Below are 15,524 nucleotides of genomic sequence, written 5' to 3' on the forward strand. Positions count from 1 at the left end.
CGACGGTCGTCGGTCGTGGCTTCGGCCTGGCGGGCCGATGCCGTCACGACGGGATCAGGACTCGCCCTTTTCCTCGTCGCCCGTCTCCTCGTCCATGCTGCTGCCGCACTGGCCGGCACCGCAGGCCATCTCCGCGGTCTGGAAGCTGCCCGCGTGGGTGGACTCGGAAGCGAACGGGTTGCCGTTGGCCGCTGCCATGGCGGTGGAGCCGGCCAGCGCAGTGGCCAGGGCGGTCGAACCGATCAGCAGATGCTTCTTCGATTGCGTTTTCATGTCGTCAGATCCTCTCGTTAGGGTTCGCGCGGTCGGGCCGCGTAGACACTACGACAGCCGGCGCGGCTATCGGTTTCCTGATCATGCACCAGCCGGTGCGGCAATTCCAGAGTGAAACGCTGCGATTTGTTAGCCGCTCCAACTGATTGATTAACCGTCGACCGCAAGGTCGCGCCGCGGCTGGTCGATGCCCTCGGTGCAGACCGGCAGCGTCGGCTCGTCGATGCATTGCTCGGCTGCCTTCAGGCGCTGCTCCAGGTATTCCGGGTAGAAGTCCGGCACGGTCACGCCCTTGAGTTCGTCGACCACCTGCTGGCCGTCCGGGGCGAAGAACATCACCTGCGGTACCAGCTCGACCCCCTGAAAGCGGGCGAACTCGACCGGCGTGTAGGAGGTGCCCTGCCACTGGATTTCCGGGCTGGGCGAGTCGATCTCCACCCGGCGGATGATCAGACGGTCGCTGTAGGCCTCGTCCTCGGCCATGGTCTGCAGGAATTCCTCGTCGACCGTCTGGCAGTAGCTGCAGTAGGTGGCGTGGAAGAACAGCAGCATGGGGATCTGGCGTTCCTGGAGGAGCTCCAGATCACGGGAGACATCGCGCAGGTCGTCCATCATCAGTACCGCGCCTTCGCCCTCTGCCGGCAGTGCTTCCTCGGCCTGGCCCGGCGGTGCGGCCATGCCGAGCAGGAACAGCGAGGCGAACGGGGCCAGCAGCAGCGTGGCAAGTCGGATCGGACGAGTCGGGTCAAACTGGGCGAGCATGGGTGCCTCCGGAATGGGTGGCGGGATTGTATGCGTTTTGGACCATGCGTGGGGGTAACGGTTCCGGCCGGGTCGTGTCCGCAGACGGCATCCGGGTTACCATGGCGACCATCTCGAATGGCCCGGTGGACAGCGCCGGGCCTTCCGGTTCCAGAACGACGAGGATGACAGATGAGCAAGGCATTTTCCGAGGGCCGCGTGCTGCGGATCGCGACCCGGGCCAGCCTATTGGCGCTGTGGCAGGCCGAGTTCGTGGCCGCCGAGCTGAAGAAGCGTAACCCGGGGCTCGAGGTCGAGCTGGTGAAGATGACCACCCGCGGCGACCAGCTGCTCGACAGCCCGCTGTCGAAGATCGGCGGCAAGGCGCTGTTCGTCAAGGAACTCGAGGTCGCCATGCTCGAGGACCGCGCCGACATCGCCGTGCACTCGATGAAGGACGTGCCGATGCAGTTCCCGGACGGGCTGGAGCTGATCGCCATCCTCGAGGGTGATGACCCGCACGACGCGTTCGTTTCCAACAAGTACGGCAATCTCGACGAGATGCCGGCCGGGTCCGTGGTCGGCACCTCCAGCCTGCGTCGCGAGACCCAGGTGCGCGAGCGCTTCCCGGAGCTGGAGGTCAAGACGCTGCGCGGCAACATCCACACCCGCCTGCGCAAGCTCGACGACGGCGAGTACGACGCCATCATCCTCGCCGCCTCGGGCCTCAAGCGCGCCGAGCTGGCCGACCGCATCACGCATCGACTGACCGCCGAAGAGTCGCTGCCGGCCATGGGCCAGGGTGCGCTCGGTATCGAGGCGCGCAGCGACGATGCCGAGGTGCACGCGCTGATCGACCCGCTGGTCGACCAGGACACCACCACCCGCGTCACCGCCGAGCGGGCATTCAACACGCGTCTGAACGGCGGCTGCCAGGTGCCGATCGGCGGCCACGCGCTGCTGGTCGAGGACGACAAGCTGTGGCTGCGCGGCCTGGTCGGCCGCCCGGACGGTTCCGAGACCCTGCGCGACGAGATCACCGGGCCGCGTGCCGAGGCCGAGGCGCTGGGTATCGAGCTGGCCGAGCGCGTGCTGCGCGCGGGTGCCGACAAGATCCTCGCCGAGGTGGGTATCGAGACCGAGGCCCCGAGCCAGGACTGATCCCGTGCCGGCGTCTGCCCCGACAGCCATCCGCGAGGTCTTGCTGACCCGGCCCGAGGGCAGCAACGCCGAGCTGCGCGCGGCGATGGAAGCGGCGCGCCCTGCCGTACTCGATGGTCCTTCGCCGTCGTTGACCCCCTTGCCGCTGCTGGCCATTCGGTCGCTGCCCGGCGGGGGGGAATTGCCACAGGCGCTGGCGGCGATGCGGCCCGAGGATCTGGTCGTGTTCGTCAGCCCGCGCGCGGTGGCAGCCGCCGCCGAGGTGCGCCCGCTGCCCGACTGGCCGGCAGCTCAGGTCGCCGCCGTGGGCGCGGCCACCGGGCGGGCGCTGACGGAGGCCGGTTGCGGCAATGCCCTGCTTCCCGCGGGCTCCGAGGACAGCGAGGGGCTGCTCGAGCGGCTGGACGGGGTGTCGATGACTGGCCGCCGGGTATGGATCATCCGCGGCGAGACCGGTCGCGAGCTGCTCGCCGACACGCTGGCGGCACGCGGTGCCCGCCCCCGATTCGTCGCCGTCTATCGACGCGAGTGCGCGCCGGCTCCCGGCCGTGTGCCGGCCGGCGGCGACCGTCTCTGGATCGTTACCGCACCGCAGGCCCTCGACTGCCTCGCGGCACTGGCTCCGGCAACCGATGACGAATCGTCGGGGCTGCTAGACTCGACTCTGCTGGTGATCAACGACCGGGCGCGCGACCGGGCGCGGGCACTCGGGTTCCGCGGCCCGATCGCGCTGGCCGGCGGGCCGGCCCCGGCCACGCTGGCCGAGGCCGCCTGGAACCTGATCACCGAGCGGCAAACGTCGTTGCGGGCCCGGCCCTGATCCATTTCGCCGGGCTGTCGACCGCACGCACACTGGGGATGCGCAATGGAAAAGAAGCAAGGCGACAAGCAAACCGAGGAGCAGGCCGCCGACAAGCCGACCGAGTCGACGGCATCGACTTCGACCGGGACGTCAGCCAAGGACACGGACACCGGCGCCGGCAAGACGTCGGCAGCGAGCCGGTCGTCCGGGTCGAGCCGCGCCTCGAGCCGGCGTTCGAAGCGCAGCAAGGCAAGTAGCGCCAGCTCGGGTTCGAAGGCTGCCCCGAAAGCCGCCCAGGACGAGAAGACCCAGAGCGACAAGGGCCAGGGCGGAAAGGGCCAGGGCGACAAGAGCCAGGATGACAAGCCCGCGGCCAAGTCGACCACGGCCGGCGAGCAGTCGTCCGCGCAGAACAAGGCGGACGCCAAGGCAGGTGCCGGGGACGCCGGCAAGGGTGCCTCGACGAGCGCCGGCAAGCCGTCCGGCGATGGCGCGTCGCCGCGCCCCGGTTCGGCGATGCCCTGGTTGGTCGCTGCCGTCGTGCTGCTGTTCGTGCTGGCCGGGATTGGCGCCTGGCAGCTGTGGCAGCTCGACCAGGCGCGTCAGGCGCAGGTCGAATCGACCCAGGCCGACCGCGAGGAGCTGGCCGCGCGCATCGACTCCTTGTCCGGCGATATCGCCGATACCCGTGCATCGATCGACACCCTCGAGCAACGTGACGAGGCGATCCGTGACGAGGTCGAGTCCGCCCTGAGCGGGCAGCTCGACAAGCTCGCCGACCGGCAGGACAGCCTCGGCGAACGGGTCGCACGCATCGACGACCGCCTTGCCCGCGGCGAAATCGCCTGGAAGACGGCGGAGGTCGGTTTCCTGCTGACGCGCGCCCAGGAACGCCTGGCCATCGCACGTGATCCGCACGGCGCGAAGCTGGCCCTCGAGCTGGCGGACGAGCGGGTGGCTGCCCTGTCGCGACCGCACTGGCTGCCGCTGCGCTCGGCGATCAGCGATGCGATCGCCTCGATCGAGGACGCCAGTGAAGGGGACCGCGTCGGTCAGGCGCTGGCCCTGCGCCGCCTGGGCGACCGCGTGGACGAATGGCCGCTGGCCGGCCGTGACGCGCCGGCCGACGAGGAGGCGACCGGCGAGACCAGTGCTGCCGCCCCGGCGGCCCCGGCGGACGCTGCCTGGTACGAGAAGGCCTGGGCGGCGACCACCGGCTGGCTGACGAGCCAGGTGAGCGTGACCCGTTCTGATCGGCCGGTGCGCCTGCGCGAGCGGGTGGCCACCGATCGCGAGACGCGTCTGTGGCTGACCGCGGTGCGCGAGGCGCTGCTCTCGCGTGATCGCGAGGCGCTGATGACCACGCTCGACGAGTCGCGCGACTGGATCGAGGCGCACTATGCGGTGGAGGCCTCCGGGCCGGCGGCCGCCCTCGAGGCGATCGAGCGGGTACGCACGCAGTTCACCAGCCGTGAATTCCCCTCGCTGGAGGCGGTGCTGCGGGCCTGGGAACGTGCCTCGGCGCAGGAGAAGGCGCGCGCCGATGACACCGGCAAGGAGGCGCAGTCATGAAACGCGTGATCGTCTGGATCGTCCTGCTGGCCGCCCTGGTGGCGGCGGGCATCTATTTCCTCCCCGACGCGGGTGTGGCGATGATCGAGATCGCCGGCTGGCGCGTCGAGACCACCGCCGTCGGCCTGCTGGTCATGGCGCTGGTCGCCGTGATCGTGCTGCAGGTCCTGTGGCGGCTGCTTGCCGGTGTGCTCCATCTGCCCGCCCGGCTGTCGCGCCGTTCGGCCAAGCAGCGCCGCCGGGCCGCCGACGACAAGCTGCTGCGCGCCTGGGCCGAGCGCCAGCGCGGCCAGTCCGAGGTGGCGCAACGCTATGCGCTGGCGGGTGTCGAGAACGGCAGCCTGCCGCCGATGCACTTCCAGGTGGCGATCGACGCCCTCCTCGACGGGCTGGATCCGTCGCGCAAGGGCGCACCGGGCCACCACCGCGAATCCATCCGCGACGAGGTGGGCGACCTGTACGAGACGGTCGACCGCCGCTTTCCCAAGTTCGCCGAGTTCCTGCGCCTGCATATCGTCCAGCGGCTGATTGCCCTCGGCGAGATCGAGTGGGCCGGCTCGATGCTCGAGCCGCTGATCGAGACCCATCCGCGCGACGAGGCCATCCTGCTGATCCGGGCGCAGCTGCTCGAGATGGCGGGTGACGTCGAGCAGCTGGCGGCCCTGCTGCCGACCCTGCGCCGCATCAAGGACAAGCGCCTGACCGGCGACGAGCTGCTGCGGATCGAGCGGCGCGTGCTGCTGGGACGGATCGATGCGGCGGCCCGCTCGCGCGATGCGGACCTGCTGTCGCGCCTGTGGGCCGAGGCCAACCGGTCGGTGGTCGACAGCGACGCGGTCACCGTGGCCTACGCACAGGCCCTGGTGCGTGTCGGCGCTGCCAACGCGGCTGCCCGGGTGCTGGAAAAGCGCCTGGCGCGCACGCTCGAGGCCGCCACCCTGCAGGCCTGGGCCGAGGTGCCTCACGGGGACCCGGCCGAGGCGCGCCGCCGGCTGATGAAGGTGGTGCCCGACGACTGGGCCGAGCCGGCCGAGGCCGCCGACGTCGGTCGACCCCGCGAGCGGGCGGCCTTCGCCTACGCGATGGCCCGGCTGGCGCTGGCCGAGTCCGATCCGGGCAATGCCCAGATGTGGATCGGCCGGCTGGGGCCGCTTGACCAGGACCTGCGCTACCTTGCGGTCGCCGCCCGGGTGCATGCGCGCCTGCGCGACAGCAGCGAGGCGGCCGTTCTCTACGAGCGGGCACTGGCACGTGCCGGCCTCGAGGGCCAGGTGATCCCGCCGGAGCCGGCGGTCGCCGATGACCGCTGAGGTGACCCGGGAGCACCGGGCCGCCCTGGGCGATCTGCGGCGCTTTCTCGACTACCTCGAGGCGCGCGGTGAGCTGGTGCGCGTCAGCGAACCCGTCGATCCCGACCAGGAGATGACGGTGCTGGCCGACCGCGTGTTGCGCGCCGGCGGCCCGGCCCTGCTGATCGAGCGTCCTGCCGGTTTCGATACCCCGGTGCTGCTCAATCTGTTCGGCACCGCCGAGCGGGTCGCACTGGGCATGGGTGGCCAGGGGCTGGCGGATCTGCGCGAGATCGGCCGGCTGCTCGCCTTTCTCAAGGAGCCGGATCCGCCCGCAGGGCTCAAGGAGGCGTGGCGCAACCTGCCGATCTTCAAGAAGGTGCTCGACATGGCGCCCCGGCAGGTGAAGAAGGCGCCGGTGCAGGAGGTGGTGCTCGAGGGCGAGGAGATCGACCTGTCTCGCTGGCCGGTGCAGACCTGTTGGCCGGAAGACGCCGCGCCGCTGATCACCTGGGGACTGACGACCACCCGCGGCCGGCCGCGCAAGGGCGGCGGGATCGAGGCCGACCCCGAGGACGCGGCCGCCTCCGGGCGCGAGCGGCTCAACATGGGCATCTATCGCCAACAGGTGATCGGCCGCAACCGGGTGATCATGCGCTGGCTGGCGCATCGCGGCGGTGCGCTCGATTTCGCCCACTGGCAACAGACCCATCCGGGCGAACCCTTCCCGGTGGCCGTGACGCTGGGTGCCGATCCGGCCACGATTCTCGGCGCGGTCACGCCGGTGCCCGACACCCTGTCCGAATACGCCTTTGCCGGCCTGTTGCGCGGCGAGCGCACCCGCCTGGTCAAGTGCCTGTCGCATGACCTGCTGGTGCCGGCCAATGCCGAGATCGTGCTGGAGGGCTTCATCCACCCCGACGACACGGCCGTCGAGGGTCCCTACGGCGATCACACCGGCTACTACAACGAGACCGAGACCTTCCCGGTGATGACCATCGAGCGCATCACCCACCGCCGGGACCCGATCTACCACAGCACCCACACCGGCCGTCCGCCCGACGAGCCGGCCATCCTCGGGGTGGCACTGAACGAGGTGTTCGTGCCGCTGATCCAGAAGCAGTTCCCCGAGATCGTCGACTTCTACCTGCCGCCGGAGGGCTGCTCCTACCGCATGGCGGTGGTGTCGATGAAGAAGCAGTACGCCGGGCATGCCAAGCGCGTGATGATGGGGGTGTGGAGCTTCCTGCGCCAGTTCATGTACACCAAGTTCGTGATCGTGGTGGACGACGACGTCGATGCGCGATCGTGGGAAGACGTGATCTGGGCGATGACCACCCGCATGGACCCGGTGCGCGATACCACGCTGGTCGAGCACACGCCGATCGACTACCTCGATTTCGCCTCGCCGGTCTCGGGGCTGGGCGGCAAGATGGGGATGGATGCGACCTCGAAGTGGCCGGGCGAGACCGACCGCGAGTGGGGACGCCCGATCCGGCCCGATCCGGACGCGCAGGCGGCGATGAGCGAGGTGTTCGAGTCGGTGATGGCGCGAGCGGCCGCGGCGCGCGGCGAGGGCTAGCGGCTCAGTCGCCGGCCGCTTCCGTCGGGGCGAGCACGCAACGGTTGCGACCCTGCTCCTTGGCCTGGTAGAGCGCGTCGTCCGCCCGGCTGAAGACCGTTTCCATTTCCTCGTCGGGGGCAAAGGTCGCCAGCCCGCAGGAGGCGGTGACGCTGATCTCCCGTTCGCGCGAGCGCAGCTTGGTGCGCGCGAGCTTCTCGCGGATACGATCCACCACCTTGAGCGCGTCCTCGCCGCTGGCGCCCGGGAGCAGCATCACGAACTCCTCGCCGCCGAAGCGGGCGATCATGTCGACGTCGCGGATGAGCTTGTTGAATGTCTTCGCGACGATGATCAGGGTCTTGTCGCCGGCCTGGTGGCCCAGCTGGTCGTTGATGTCCTTGAAGTGGTCCAGGTCCCAGATGGCGAGTGTCAGCGGCGCGCCGTCGCGACGCATCCGCGCGATCTCCAGTCGGGTGCGGTGGTCGAAGGCGAGCCGGTTGGGCAGGCCGGTGAGATTGTCGCGGAACAGCTTCGCCTCGCTCTGCTTGAGCTGTTCCTCGAGGATGCGGGTCTGGCCCTCGAGCTGGGCGAGTCGTTCGCGCAGCCGCTGGTTGTCCGCCTCGATGTCTTCCTGGCGGCGCTCCTCGCCCTGCTGGAAGGACTGTATCTGCTGGCGGATACGCGTGATCCGTTCGCGGACGGCGAGCTTTAGTCCACCCAGATCATCGGCCGATTCCACTTCGGCATCGATATCGTCGACCTGCCGCCGGAGATTGTCGTCGAGCTTGAGGCGGGCGCTGCGCTGTTCGGCCAGATCGTCGCTCTGCAGCTGCGTGTGCTGGTCGATGTCGGCCAGCGCCTCGGTGACCTGCTCGAGAAAGCGGGTCAGCTCCGACTTCTCCTTCTCGATCGCCTGACGCATGTCGTTGATCAGCGTCGCGGTGCGATCGATCAGGATGCTGGGCAGGGTCTGGTCGCTGGGATCGTCGATGGTCGAGATCAGGCGGGCGCGCCGGCCCTCGAGCGAGTCGACGAAGGCGATCCGGTCGAGCAGCAGCGGCAGCACCTCGCGGACGTGCGATGCCGTGCCGTTGTGCGTGCCGTGACTGGCCGGCGCGGCGTCGCTGGTCTCGATCGGGTTTTCCGGCTCGCTCTTCGCTTCCTGTTCGCGGATGCGCCGTGCCAGGTCCTCGACGTCGTCCCGCAGCCGGCCGACCTCGAAGGCATGGTCGTCCTGCTTGCGGGCCTTGTCGCGGATGCGGCTGGCGGCATCGGCCAGCGCGGGGTAGGCCTTGTCGACGGCGAACAGGACGCGCGACAGGGTCAGCTTGAGCAGCCCGCCCAGTTCCTGGTCGTGCTCCTCCAGTCGCCCGAGCTCGCCCAGCATCTGCTCGTAGCGTTCGCGGTAGTCTTCACCCTCGGGCGTCGACGGGGTCGGTTCCTCGGCCATCAGTCCTTGTCTCCTTCACGCATTCCCTGCGACGTTCGGCGTGCCGTGTCGGCCGGGTCCGTTTCCCGGCCGGTCGGTTCGTGCCACCGCACCGATGGTAGCGCGATGCTCATGGCGACGGGAACATGATCCGAACCGCCAATCGGCCTGGCCTCGGTGCCGCGGATGTCGAGCGACTGGCTGACGGCGATATGGTCGATGGCCCGCTGCGGGCGCCAGCGCGGGTAGGTCAGTGGTGGGCGGGTCGGCAGTTTCAGCCCGTTCTCGATGCACCATTGCTGCATGCCGGGGTCGTCCGGTTCGCAGTTGAAGTCGGCCATCACCACCACGTACCCGGGCACGTCGCAGAGCACGCCGAGCTGGTCGAACTGCCAGTCGCGGGCGCGCCGGCTCAGCGCCAGGTGGGTGTCGATCACGCGCAGCGGGTGGCCGTCCCAGAGGAAGTCGGCCACCAGGGCGCCGCGGCCCGGCATCCGCCCGGGCAGCGGGCACTGGTCGACCTGGATCGGCTGGATGCGGCTGATCAGGCCCAGCGCGTGCTTGCCGAACTGGCCCAGGTCGCGATTGACGCGCACGGCCCAGTGCGGCAGCTCGGCCAGTTCGGCGAGCTGCTCGGCCTGGTTGACGAAGCGGCTGCGGATCGAGCCGGCATCCGCTTCCTGCAGGCCGATGATGTCGAAGTGGGTCAGGGTCGGGGCAATCGCGGCGAGGCTGCGGTCGCGGTCGGCGCTGGGCAGCAGGTGCTTCCAGCCGCCGGTCAGGTAGTCGCGATAGCGGTGCGTGGCGATGCCGACCTGGATGTTGTGCGACAACAGGCGCAGCGGTCGGTGACCGCGCACGGCGGCGAAGTCGCTCGGTCCGTCGGCCGGCCGGCTGGTCGCCAGGTTGCGACGGCTGCCGGGCCGGCGCCTCATCCGCCCACCAGGGTCTCGCCGAGGCGCCGGGTGAGCTGCTCGTTCTCGCGATAGTCGACCGGCACGTCGATCACGCAGACGGCATTGCTTTCCATCGCCTCCTTGAGGATCGGCAGCAGCCCGTCGCCGGATTCCACCCGATAGCCCTTCGCGCCGAAACTCTCGGCCAGCTGGACGAAATTGGGGTTGCCGAAGTGCACGCCGGTGGACCGGCCGAAACCGCGACGCTGCTTCATGTCGATCAGGCCGTAGCCACCGTCGTTCCAGATGAGCACGATGATCGGCGTGTTGCAGCGCACCGCGGTCTCCAGTTCCTGCACGTTCATCAGGAAGCCGGCATCGCCGGTGGCCGCGACGATGTGCTGGTCCGGGTAGAGCAGCTTGGCCGCGATCGCGCCGGGCAGGGCGATGCCCATGCTGGCAAAGCCGTTGGATATCAGGCAGCTGTTGGGACGCTCGGAGCGGTACATGCGCGCCAGCCACATCTTGTGGGCGCCGACGTCGGAGATGACGATGTCGCGGCTGGACAGCGCGGTGCGCAGGTCCCAGATCAGCTTCTGTGGCTTGATCGGCAGGCAGTCGTCATCCGCGTGCCGGTTCATGTCCTCGATCAGCGCCTCGCGCAGGTCGCGGAACGCCGGGCCCTCGTGCGGCGTGGTCAGCTCGCCGAGGCGATCCATCGCCGTGTTGATGTCGCCGACGATGCTGGTGGCCACGGGGTAGTGCGCGTCCACCTCGGCCGCCTCGGTGTCGACGTGGATGATCTGCCGGTCGCGGGTGGGATGCCACAGCTGCGGGTGGTACTCGACCAGGTCGTAGCCGATGCAGACGATCACATCGGCCTGGTCGAAGCCGACGTTGACGTAGTCCTTCGACTGCAGGCCCACCGAACCCAGTGCCATCGGGTGACGGAACGGGATCACGCCCTTGGCCATGAAGGTGTTGGCCACCGGGATGTTGAGCCGTTCGGCCAGGTTGGCCAGCGCCTCGCTGGCCTGAGCGCGGACGACGCCGTGCCCGGCAAGGATGATCGGGTGGCGTGCCTCGCTCAACAGGCGCGCGGCCTGTTCGAGGGACGCTTCGCGCGGTTCGCCCTCGCCGTTGGCGGTCACCGGCAGCGGGTCGGAAAAGCCGGCCTCCACCGGCATGGCGGCGACGTCCTCGGGGAGTTCGATGAAGCTCGCCCCGCCCTTGCCGGCCTCGGCAAACTTGGCCGCACGCCGCACCGTCTCGGGAATCGCCGCGGGGGTGACCACGCGCGAGGCGTAGCGGGTGATCGGCTCGAACATCCGCACCAGGTCGAGCACCTGGTGGGATTCCTTGTGCAGCCGGTCGATGCCGGCCTGCCCGGCGATGGCGATCAGCGGGGCGTGGTCCATGTTGGCGTCGGCCACGCCGGTGACGAGATTGGTCGCACCAGGGCCGAGGGTGGAGAAGCACACGCCCGGCTTGCCGGTCAGCCGGCCGACGATGTCGGCCATGAATGCTGCGCCCTGCTCGTGGCGGGTGACGATCAGCTCGATCGGCGACTCGTTGAGCGCGTCGACAAAGTCGAGGTTCTCCTCGCCCGGGATACCGAAGACGTATTCGACGCCCTCGTTTTCCAGGCAGCGCAGCAGCAGTTTGGCGCCCGAGCTCACGGAGCGATCAGTCGCGTTCGTCGCGGATCGACGCGATCAGCGCGTCGACCACCTGCAGCATCTCGGCGTTACCGCCCGCCAGCCGGCCGGTGACCAGATAACGGCCGTCGACCAGCAGGGCCGGCACGCCGCGCACGCCGGCGGCCTGCGCGATCTGGCCGGTCTTGCGGATCTCGTTCTGCACCGAGAAGCCCTGGTAGGCGTCACGGAAGGCCTTTGCCTCGACACCCTGCTCGGCGTAGAAGTCCACGATCGCATCGAAATCGTGCAGGCGCTTGCCGTCCTCGTGGATGGCCAGGAACACCTCGTGGTGCGTGTCCTCGACCGCCTCGAGCATCTCGGCCGCGTAGTAGGCGCGGGTCAGCGGCAGCCAGTGCTGGCCGAGCGCCAGCGCGCGACGCTCGAAGACCACGTCGTCGGACAGTCGTTCCAGCCACGGCTGGATTTCGGCCTCGAGGTGGTAGCAATGCGGGCAGCCGTACCAGAAGAACTCCTGCACCAGGATCTTGCCCTCGGGCGAGGACACGTCGGTCTGTACCTCGCGGTAGCCCTTGTCGTCGGCCGCCAGGGTGGGGGCGGTGACGGCCATCAGGCCGACGGCCACGAGGGCGAGCAGGCCGTGCTGGAGTCGAGAGGCGAATGTCCGGAAAGCGGTCATGTCGGAGAATCTCCGGGATTGGTTTGGTGATCGGGTGGGGGTGAGCGTACCCCGGAACGAAGTATGGGGCAGACCCGCTGCCCTTGCAGCCGGCCGCCCCATCGGATTCCCTCGGTCGGGACGGGTCAGAGCTCCCCGTAGGAGTGCAGCCCCGAGAGGAACATGTTCACGCCCAGGAAGGCGAAGCTGGTGATGAACAGGCCACCGATGCTCCACCAGGCCATGACCGGGCCGCGCCACCCCTTGGTCAGGCGCATGTGCAGCCAGGCGGCGTAGTTCAGCCAGACGATCAGCGCCCAGGTCTCCTTCGGGTCCCAGCTCCAGTAGCCGCCCCAGGCCTCGGCCGCCCACATCGCGCCGAGGATGGTGGCAATGGTGAAGAAGGCGAAGCCCAGCGCGATCGCCTTGTACTGGATGTCGTCCATCACGGCCAGCGACGGCAGGCGGTCGTTCGGTCCGTCGCCGCCCATCTTCTGCTTGATCAGGTAGGCGATGCCGACCATCGCGGCAATGGCGAAGGTGCCGTAGCCGATGAAGTTCGCCGGCACGTGGATCTTCATCCACCAGCTGTTCAGGGCCGGGACCAGCGGCGCGATCACCTCGGCGTCACGCGTGAACTGGTACCACATCAGGAAAGCCAGGGCGACGCCGACGATCGTCATGACGAAGCCGCCCAGGCTGCGGCTGTTGTAGCGCTTCTCGTAGAACAGGTACAGCAGCGCCGTGACCACGGCGAAGACGATGAATACCTCGTAGAGGTTGCTCACCGGGATGTGGCCGTAGTCGAGGTTGATCAGGTAGGACTCGCGCCAGCGGGAGAAGAAGCCGATGAACGCCATGGCCGAGCCGCTCCATACCAGCGCGCTGCCGACCTTGAGGCCGTACTCCGAGCGCACCGCCAGCCCGATGAAGTAGGTCGGGATGGAAAGGAAGAACAGCGCGACCATCCACATGGTGGCCGCCTGGCTGGAGAGCAGGAACTTGAACAGGAAGTTCGACTCCTGGAACTGTGCCAGTGCGTCACGACCCACGGCACCATCGGCGCCGAGGATGTTGTATTGCCACAGCGCATACATCGACACGACCGCCACCACGCCGGTCAGCCAGCGCGTCGCCGGCCAGACCCAGCCGAGGAAGCCCAGGCCGAGGGCGGCGCCGAACAGCGTGCCGGTGGCGTAGACGTCCAGTGATTCGCTGTACTGGGTGTAGCCGATGCCGGCGGCCACCAGCATGGCGAGCGCCCACAACACGTCGATCACGCCGATGCGTTTCTGGGTCGGCAACTCGCTGGCGGGCTCGAAGCCGTTGGCCATTTGTTCGTTGGGGACGGACATACTCGGTTCTCCTGCGCGGATTGTCCTGTCCTCAGCCCTTCGCTGGGGTCGAGGACGGATTGTTCTGGCCTTTTGACCCGGTCCGTCGCTGAAGTTCATTGCTGAACTGGGCGAAGGCCTGGTCAAAGTCGATGTTCTTGCGGGCATCCGTACCGGCGACGACCACGCGTTGGTCGCCGGACTGGCCATCTTGGTCCAGCGTGGATGGTTTGATCAACACCCACAGCCGGCGGTAGTGAATGTAGAACAGCATGAAGATGCCGGCCGTCAGCATCAGCGAGCCGAGGTAGACCCACAGCATGCCCGGCGCCCGGGTGATCTCCAGGCCGGTCGACTGGATGTGGTTGAAGCTCTTCGGTGCGACGTAGATCGGCGAGCCGTAGCTCGGGATGACCGTGATCACGTCGAGTGCGTTCTCGAAGAAGGCCTCGTCCTGCTGGGTGAAATCCTCGATGCCCTGCTCGTCGAGCACCTCCATGTAGGTCCGCATCAGGACCTGCTGCACCACGCCGAACGTGGCATTTCGTGCCTGTTCGGCCTGCTCGCCGGTCAGGCCGCGTTCGGCCAGCGACTGGTCGACTCGCTCGCCCAGGGCGGAGAAGCCGTCGTTGACGAAGGTGGTGACCAGCTCGGCAATCGAGCGCGCGGCGGCGTTCTGCATCCGCTGGTCGCGCTGCTCCCGGCCCTGCGTGGTCTGGCCGATCAGGTCGGCGGCGACGCCGGCAATGGCGTCGCGGTCCTTGAGCTTGGCGTAGAACGCCATGAAGGTCTCGATCGAGTTGTTGCGGTCGGCCGGGATGAACAGGAACTGCTGCTGGCCGCCGACTTCCTTGGTCACGCCGCTGAGGAAGTAGCGGGTGCCGTCGAAATCGACCGGCTGGAAGTAGTTCTCGTACTCGATCGCCTGGCCGGCGGCGTCACGCAGGCGGAAGGTGACCGACGGGCCGAAGTTGGTGTTCTCGGTCTTGCCGTCGGGGCCTTCGGTCGGGTTGACGTTGAACAGCGAGAAGTCGCGGAATTCCAGCGTGTATTTCTTGCCGTCGAACTCGAAGGTGGTGTCGTCGTTGACCTTGCCTTCGCGCTCCTGATGGCTGCCGACGTCGCCCGCGAGCTGCCAGGCGTCGAAGGTCAGCTCGGTGCCGCCGTCGCCGAAGCTCGACTGGAAGATGTTGTAGCCCTTGTAGCGCAGCGGGTGGTTGACGCGGATGGTCTCGGTGGTCGACTCGCCGGTCTCCTTGTCCGTCAGCGTGAGCTCGGAGTTGAAGGACTTGGGCATGCCGGTGTCGTAGAACTCGACGAAGAAGTCCTCGACCTCGATCTTGAACGGCAGGTTCTGCACCACGTAGCCGTCCTTCAGGCCGATGAAGGCCACGTCGCCCCACTTGCCCTCGGGGATGTTGACCGAGCCGCGGAAGCCGGCCAGCGAATCCGGCGGCAGGTGGGATTCCTCCGGCACCTGGCTGACCGGCAGGTCGCGGGTCTCGACCTCGACCACACCCAGCATGTTGAGCGTCTTGAGGTACATCTTGCTGTCGACCAGGCCGCCGACTAGGATCACCACCATCCCCAGGTGGGTGAGGACGTAGCCGATGCGGTTCATCCCGCCCTTGCGTGCGGCCACTAGGGTCTCGCCGTCGCGCTGCTTGAGGCGCGCCTTGTAGCCCAGCTGCTGCAGCAGGCCGCGGGCGCGCTCGGCCACCTCGTCACCGTCAAGCGGCGTTTCGAACTGGCGCGAGTGGGCGAAGGCCTTGAGCGACTTCTCCTGCGCGTTGAGACGGAAGCTCTTGATGTCGCGCAGGAACCCGGGGGTGTTGCGCAGCAGGCAGGCGCTGGTGGAGGCGAGCAGGAACAGCAGGATCGCCACGAACCAGCTGACCGAGTAGACGTCGTACAGCCCCAGGGTCTTGAACACCTCGTACCAGAACGGGCCGAACTCGATCAGGTAGTCGTTGAACGGCTGGTTCTGCTGCAGCACGGTACCGATCACCGAGGCGATCGCCAGGATCGAGAGCAGCGCGATCGCCAGGTTCATCGACGTGAGCCAGGTGTACAGGCGCGAGGCGAGGCTGCGGCGGCGTTTGCGGGCGGTTTGGGCCTGGGAAGTCATCGGCTAGCCTTGGGATTCG

General features: G+C 68.4%; 13 protein-coding genes. 5 read left to right on the top strand and 8 right to left on the bottom strand.

What is annotated here, in order from left to right:
- Window positions 1-54: 54 nt before the first annotated feature.
- Window positions 55-273 (bottom strand): hypothetical protein, encoded by a 219-nt coding sequence (locus tag AWR35_RS05620; RefSeq protein WP_058574969.1) that lies wholly within the window; start codon window positions 271-273, stop codon window positions 55-57.
- A gap of 150 nt (window positions 274-423) precedes the next feature.
- Window positions 424-1,035, bottom strand: a complete 612-nt coding sequence (locus AWR35_RS05625) for a thioredoxin family protein (RefSeq protein ID WP_058574970.1) — start codon at window positions 1,033-1,035, stop codon at window positions 424-426.
- A gap of 171 nt (window positions 1,036-1,206) precedes the next feature.
- On the opposite strand from AWR35_RS05625, the gene hemC reads away from it, so the two are divergent.
- Genes hemC through ubiD form a run of 5 tightly spaced genes read left to right on the top strand, consistent with a single transcriptional unit; the run spans window position 1,207 to window position 7,420 of the window.
- Window positions 1,207-2,175, top strand: a complete 969-nt coding sequence (gene hemC / locus AWR35_RS05630; RefSeq protein ID WP_058574971.1) for a hydroxymethylbilane synthase — start codon at window positions 1,207-1,209, stop codon at window positions 2,173-2,175.
- Window positions 2,176-2,179: 4 nt separating this feature from the next.
- Complete coding sequence (locus AWR35_RS05635; RefSeq protein ID WP_058574972.1) at window positions 2,180-2,995, top strand: uroporphyrinogen-III synthase; 816 nt, start codon at window positions 2,180-2,182, stop codon at window positions 2,993-2,995.
- A gap of 45 nt (window positions 2,996-3,040) precedes the next feature.
- Entirely contained in the window at window positions 3,041-4,549 is a 1,509-nt protein-coding gene (locus tag AWR35_RS05640; RefSeq protein WP_058574973.1) for a uroporphyrinogen-III C-methyltransferase, read from the top strand.
- The gene (locus AWR35_RS05645) at window positions 4,546-5,859 is read left to right on the top strand and encodes a heme biosynthesis HemY N-terminal domain-containing protein (protein ID WP_058574974.1); all 1,314 of its coding nucleotides are present in this window, start codon (window positions 4,546-4,548) and stop codon (window positions 5,857-5,859) included. Before AWR35_RS05640 ends, AWR35_RS05645 begins: the two co-directional genes overlap by 4 nt.
- Complete coding sequence (ubiD, locus tag AWR35_RS05650) at window positions 5,849-7,420, top strand: 4-hydroxy-3-polyprenylbenzoate decarboxylase (protein ID WP_058574975.1); 1,572 nt, start codon at window positions 5,849-5,851, stop codon at window positions 7,418-7,420. Before AWR35_RS05645 ends, ubiD begins: the two co-directional genes overlap by 11 nt.
- Before the next feature lie 4 nt (window positions 7,421-7,424).
- Here ubiD and AWR35_RS05655 read toward each other — a convergent pair whose 3' ends face one another.
- The 6 genes from AWR35_RS05655 to AWR35_RS05680 form a co-directional block, all read right to left on the bottom strand.
- Entirely contained in the window at window positions 7,425-8,852 is a 1,428-nt protein-coding gene (locus tag AWR35_RS05655) for a GGDEF domain-containing protein (RefSeq protein WP_058574976.1), read from the bottom strand.
- Window positions 8,852-9,766 carry an endonuclease/exonuclease/phosphatase family protein gene (locus tag AWR35_RS05660; protein ID WP_058574977.1) on the bottom strand — a complete coding sequence of 305 codons (915 nt, stop codon included), beginning with the start codon at window positions 9,764-9,766 and terminating at the stop codon, window positions 8,852-8,854. The genes AWR35_RS05655 and AWR35_RS05660 overlap by 1 nt, the downstream gene beginning before the upstream one ends.
- A complete protein-coding gene (locus AWR35_RS05665) occupies window positions 9,763-11,406 on the bottom strand; it encodes an acetolactate synthase large subunit (RefSeq protein ID WP_058574978.1) in 1,644 nt (547 codons plus the stop codon). The genes AWR35_RS05660 and AWR35_RS05665 overlap by 4 nt, the downstream gene beginning before the upstream one ends.
- A 7-nt stretch (window positions 11,407-11,413) precedes the next feature.
- Window positions 11,414-12,064, bottom strand: a complete 651-nt coding sequence (locus tag AWR35_RS05670; protein WP_058574979.1) for a thiol:disulfide interchange protein DsbA/DsbL — start codon at window positions 12,062-12,064, stop codon at window positions 11,414-11,416.
- 125 nt (window positions 12,065-12,189) lie between these two features.
- Entirely contained in the window at window positions 12,190-13,398 is a 1,209-nt protein-coding gene (gene ccsB / locus AWR35_RS05675; RefSeq protein WP_082663933.1) for a c-type cytochrome biogenesis protein CcsB, read from the bottom strand.
- A 31-nt stretch (window positions 13,399-13,429) separates the two neighbouring features.
- Window positions 13,430-15,505 carry a cytochrome c biogenesis protein ResB gene (locus AWR35_RS05680; RefSeq protein WP_058574980.1) on the bottom strand — a complete coding sequence of 692 codons (2,076 nt, stop codon included), beginning with the start codon at window positions 15,503-15,505 and terminating at the stop codon, window positions 13,430-13,432.
- Between the last annotated feature and the right edge of the window lie 19 nt (window positions 15,506-15,524).

Source organism: Guyparkeria sp. WRN-7 (genome assembly GCF_001641825.1).
Taxonomy (GTDB): Bacteria; Pseudomonadota; Gammaproteobacteria; order Halothiobacillales; family Halothiobacillaceae; genus Guyparkeria.

What these genes read in the sequence shown, in the direction of transcription:
- AWR35_RS05620 (WP_058574969.1), bottom strand. Translation starts at nt 273, where the DNA reads ATGAAAACGCAATCGAAGAAGCATCTGCTGATCGGTTCGACCGCCCTG.
- AWR35_RS05625 (WP_058574970.1), bottom strand. Translation starts at nt 1,035, where the DNA reads ATGCTCGCCCAGTTTGACCCGACTCGTCCGATCCGACTTGCCACGCTG.
- hemC (WP_058574971.1), top strand. Translation starts at nt 1,207, where the DNA reads ATGAGCAAGGCATTTTCCGAGGGCCGCGTGCTGCGGATCGCGACCCGG.
- AWR35_RS05640 (WP_058574973.1), top strand. Translation starts at nt 3,041, where the DNA reads ATGGAAAAGAAGCAAGGCGACAAGCAAACCGAGGAGCAGGCCGCCGAC.
- AWR35_RS05645 (WP_058574974.1), top strand. Translation starts at nt 4,546, where the DNA reads ATGAAACGCGTGATCGTCTGGATCGTCCTGCTGGCCGCCCTGGTGGCG.
- ubiD (WP_058574975.1), top strand. Translation starts at nt 5,849, where the DNA reads ATGACCGCTGAGGTGACCCGGGAGCACCGGGCCGCCCTGGGCGATCTG.
- AWR35_RS05655 (WP_058574976.1), bottom strand. Translation starts at nt 8,852, where the DNA reads ATGGCCGAGGAACCGACCCCGTCGACGCCCGAGGGTGAAGACTACCGC.
- AWR35_RS05660 (WP_058574977.1), bottom strand. Translation starts at nt 9,766, where the DNA reads ATGAGGCGCCGGCCCGGCAGCCGTCGCAACCTGGCGACCAGCCGGCCG.
- AWR35_RS05670 (WP_058574979.1), bottom strand. Translation starts at nt 12,064, where the DNA reads ATGACCGCTTTCCGGACATTCGCCTCTCGACTCCAGCACGGCCTGCTC.
- ccsB (WP_082663933.1), bottom strand. Translation starts at nt 13,398, where the DNA reads ATGTCCGTCCCCAACGAACAAATGGCCAACGGCTTCGAGCCCGCCAGC.
- AWR35_RS05680 (WP_058574980.1), bottom strand. Translation starts at nt 15,505, where the DNA reads ATGACTTCCCAGGCCCAAACCGCCCGCAAACGCCGCCGCAGCCTCGCC.